This is a genomic window from Streptomyces sp. NTH33, from assembly GCF_003236365.1.
In the GTDB taxonomy this organism is placed as follows: domain Bacteria; phylum Actinomycetota; class Actinomycetes; order Streptomycetales; family Streptomycetaceae; genus Streptomyces.
Genome location: NZ_POTZ01000546.1, coordinates 1 through 4,206 on the forward strand (window position 1 = coordinate 1; position 4,206 = coordinate 4,206).

A 4,206-nucleotide genomic window follows, 5' to 3' on the forward strand; every position below is an offset into this window, starting at 1 on the left:
GGACGGCCCCATGATCGCGGTGAACCGGCCCCGCCGCCCGGGCCACGGGGCTGAGCAAGATCTACGGGCAGGGTGAGACCCGGGTCGTCGCCCTGGACTCGGTCTCGGTGGAATTCGGGCGCGGCCGGTTCACCGCGATCATGGGGCCGTCCGGCTCCGGCAAGTCGACTCTGATGCACTGCATGGCAGGCCTCGACTCGGTCTCCACAGGCTCCGTGAGGATCGGCGACACCGAGCTGTCCGGCCTGAACGACCGGCAGCTCACCCGGTTGCGCCGGGACAGCATCGGCTTCGTCTTCCAGGCGTTCAACCTGCTGCCCACGCTGACGGCGCTGGAGAACATCACACTGCCACTGGCCATCGCGGGCAACAGGCCCGATCAGCAGTGGCTGGACACCGTCGTCGCGACCGTCGGTCTCTTTGGGCGACTGAGCCACCGTCCCTCTCAGCTCTCCGGCGGCCAGCAGCAACGCGTCGCTGTGGCCCGCGCCCTCGCGTCCCGACCAGAGATCATTTTCGCGGACGAACCGACCGGCAACCTGGACTCACGCTCCGGCGCCGAGGTCCTCGACTTTCTGCGGTATTCGGTGCGGGAGATGCACCAGACCGTCGTGATGGTCACCCACGACCCGGTGGCCGCCGCCTATGCCGACCGTGTGGTGTTCCTCGCCGACGGCCGGATCACCGATGAACTCCTCACACCGACCGCCGAGAACGTCCTGGACCGGATGAGGCGCTTCGACGTCAAGGCGCCCGCGAACTGAGCCGTCCGTCCCGCTCCCCGTCCGGCCGTCCGCCACTTCTCCAGGACTTACTTCCTATGCTGCGTACAGCTCTGCGCAATGTCTTCGCGCACAAAACCCGGCTGAGCATGACGGTTCTCGCGGTCATGCTCGGCGTCGCCTTCATCTCCGGCACGCTCGTCTTCAGCGACAGCGTCGTCAGTGCCTACCGCGGCGCCTATACCAAGAATCTCAAGGACGTCGACGTATCCGTACAGGCCGAGTCCGAGCCGGCCTCCTCCGGCACAGAGGCGGACGACGATCGGTCCACGGCGCTCACCAGCGCTGTCGTCGACAAGGTCCGTGCTGCCCCCGGTGTCACGTCCGTGCGCCCCATCGTCAACGGCAGCGTGACCCTGGCCGCCAAGGACGGTCGGCCGTTGAACGCCGAGACCAGCTGGGAGAACCTGGCGACCAACTACGTGCCGGACACCCGGCACGGCGGAGAGGACAGCCGTTTCCCCCTCCGTGCCGGACGCGGTCCCAGCGGCGGCACAGAGATCGCTCTGGACCGCCGTACCGCCGAGAAGGCCGGCTACGCCCTCGGTGACACCGTCCGCTTCGCCATCGACGGCCCCGCCCTGTCCAAAAAGCTCGTCGGCATCGTCGACGCCGATGACCCCCGCGTGACCGCGGGTGGCAGCCTCGCGCTCTTCGACACCAAGACCGCACAGCAGCTCTTCCTGCAGGCGGGCCAGGTCGACGAGCTGGCCATCGGTTCGGCGCCCGGCACCGACAACCGGGCGCTCACCCACGAGATCCGCGAGCTGCTGCCCACCTCGGGCGTCACGGTCACCGACGGAGCGCGACTCGCCCGCGACCAGGCGGAGGAAATCGTCGAGGGCACCAAGGAATTCACCCGGATACTCATGGTCTTCGCCGGGATCGCGCTCTTCGTCGGCGCTTTCCTCATCGCCAACACCTTCACCATGTTGGTCGCGCAGCGCGGCCGGGAGACCGCCCTGCTCCGCGCGGTAGGGGCCTCGCGTCGCCAGGTCGTCCGCGCGGTTCTCATCGAGGCCGGGCTTCTCGGACTCGTCTCCTCCGCGGTCGGGTTCGTACTCGGCCTGGGTATCGCGACCGTTCTGAGGCCGCTTCTCAACACGAGCGGCGCGGGCCTGCCGGCCGGCCCCCTCGTGGTCTCCACGAGCGCTCTCGTGTGGTCCCTGGTGACCGGCGTCGGCGTGACCGTACTGGCCGCCTGGCTGCCGTCCCGCAACGCCGCGAAGGTCGCCCCGGTCGAGGCGCTGAGCAACGTCGACCAGACGCCGCGACAGCGCAGCATGGTGCTCCGCAACAGCCACGGCGCGCTGTTCACCACTGCGGGTGTCCTCATCCTGCTGTACGTCTCCACGCAGAAGGACGGGGCCGACGACAACCTCATGGCCGCCGTGCTCGGCTCGGTGCTCACGTTGACGGGCATGATCGTGCTCGCACCGCTGCTGTCCCGGCCACTGGTCCGGCTCGCCGGCGCGCTCGCCACCCGGCTCTTCGGCGTCAGCGGCAAGCTCGCCAAAGAGAACGCGCTGCGCAACCCGCGCCGCACCGCCGCCACCGCATCGGCCCTGATGATCGGCCTCACCCTGATCACCGCCTTGAGCGTGGCAGGCCACTCCATGGACGCCGCTCTCAAGGACGAGGCGGTCCGTGGTATGACCGCGGACTACAAGGTGACCAACACCGCTTTCGAGGGCCTCGATCCCGCACTCGGCGCAAAGGTCGCAGGAGTCCCGGGCGTCGCCGCAACGGCATCCGTCGCCTCCGCGGGGCTGGAGGTGGACGGCACGTTCACCAGCATCACCGGCGCGGACCCGCAACAGCTCAGTAAGGTCGCCGACCTGCGGTTCAGCAGCGGCTCGCTCAAGGACCTCGCCTCCGGAAAGGTCCTGCTCTCCGACAAACTGGCTGAGCAGAAGGGCCTGTCACGAGGCGACACCTTCGAAGGCATGCTGTTCCCCGACGGTCAGCACAGGCAACTCACCGTCGCCGGCGTCTACCAATACACCCGCGTCGTCGGCGACGCCCTGGGCACCATGGGCGACATCCTTCCGCATACCGAAGGCGGAAAGCTCGACAGCATTCTGGTCAAGGCCGTGTCCGGCCGGAACACCGGCGGCCTTGACCAGGACATCCGTCAGGCCCTCGGCAACAGTCCGCTGCTGCAGGTGCAGAACCAGGAACAGTTGGCCAAGGCGGAGTCCGACACCATCGCCGTCATGCTCAACATGATGTACGGACTGCTCGGCATGGCCGTCGTCATCGCCGTACTCGGCGTCATCAACACCCTGGCGATGTCGGTCATCGAGCGCACCCGGGAGATCGGACTGCTGCGCGCGATCGGCCTCGACAACCGGGGCATCAAGCAGATGGTGCGCCTGGAGTCGGTGGTGATCTCCCTGTTCGGCGCGGTCCTGGGCATCGGCACCGGAATCTTCCTCGCCTGGGCGTGCGGCAGCCTCGCCCGGTCCTCGCTGACGATGTACCAGACCGTGCTGCCCTGGCACCTGACCGGCCTGTTCCTCCTGCTCGCCCTGACGGTAGGGGTCCTGGCGGCGGTCTGGCCCGCGCGGCGGGCGACCCGTCTGAACATGCTGCGGGCGATCAATGCCCAGTAACACGACGGCGGACGCACACCGCCACTCCGACGCACCGCTCGACGCGTACCCAGGGGCACCTCTCGGCCGGAAGAAGGCCCGGCACGCACCAGGTGACAAGCCGGGCGCACCGGGTGGCCCGCACGGCCGGACGGAGGGCCTCGTCACCACAGGGACGCCGGGCACCGCCGTACCGTCCGTCGTACGAGCCCTGCTCAGGAGGGCGAGAACGACGCGCCGGCCCCGCCTCCTGCAGGAGGTCGCGCTCATCGCGGTCAGCTACTGGATCTACTCCCTGATCCGCAACGCCGTCCCCGAGCAGGCAACGGCCGCTCAGCGCAACTCCCAGTGGGTGTGGGACCTCCAGAACTCACTCGGCCTCGCCTTCGAGACATCGGTGAACCACGCGCTCAACGGCATCACCTGGCTCATCGTGCCGATGAACTACTACTACGCCACGCTTCACTTCATCGTCACCCTCGGCGTCCTCGTGTGGGTCTACCGCACACAACCCGGACGGTACGCGGCCGTCCGTACCGCACTCTTCCTGACCACGGCCACCGCGCTCATCGGCTACTACTTCGTCCCGCTCGCTCCGCCCCGGCTCTTCCACGGCGCCGAGTTCGTCGACACCGTCATCACCCATGCCGCCGCGGCGGGCGTGGTCCGCGCGGACGGCACGGTCGTGGGCACCCACGGCCCGATGCGGGTCGGTTGGTGTGAGCGTGGGTGTGCTCCATGCTGCGAGGAGGCGCCGATGGCGTCGCCCCGATGGCACACCGATGAGTTTCCGCGCTTGCGGGTGTCTACAGGTGCGAGACCCTGACCGA

The 4,206-nt window shown here is 68.5% G+C and carries 3 protein-coding genes; all 3 read left to right on the forward strand.

Annotation, left to right across the window (positions count from 1 at the left end):
- Positions 1–50: 50 nt before the first annotated feature.
- Genes C1I97_RS32560 through C1I97_RS32570 form a run of 3 tightly spaced genes read left to right on the forward strand, consistent with a single transcriptional unit; the run spans position 51 to position 4,202 of the window.
- Positions 51–764: an ABC transporter ATP-binding protein gene (locus C1I97_RS32560; RefSeq protein ID WP_258382841.1), complete on the forward strand. Its 714-nt coding sequence runs from the start codon at positions 51–53 to the stop codon at positions 762–764.
- A 56-nt stretch (positions 765–820) separates the two neighbouring features.
- A complete protein-coding gene (locus C1I97_RS32565; protein WP_111006634.1) occupies positions 821–3,397 on the forward strand; it encodes an ABC transporter permease in 2,577 nt (858 codons plus the stop codon).
- Complete coding sequence (locus C1I97_RS32570) at positions 3,387–4,202, forward strand: phosphatase PAP2 family protein (protein WP_111006635.1); 816 nt, start codon at positions 3,387–3,389, stop codon at positions 4,200–4,202. Before C1I97_RS32565 ends, C1I97_RS32570 begins: the two co-directional genes overlap by 11 nt.
- Positions 4,203–4,206: the final 4 nt, after the last annotated feature.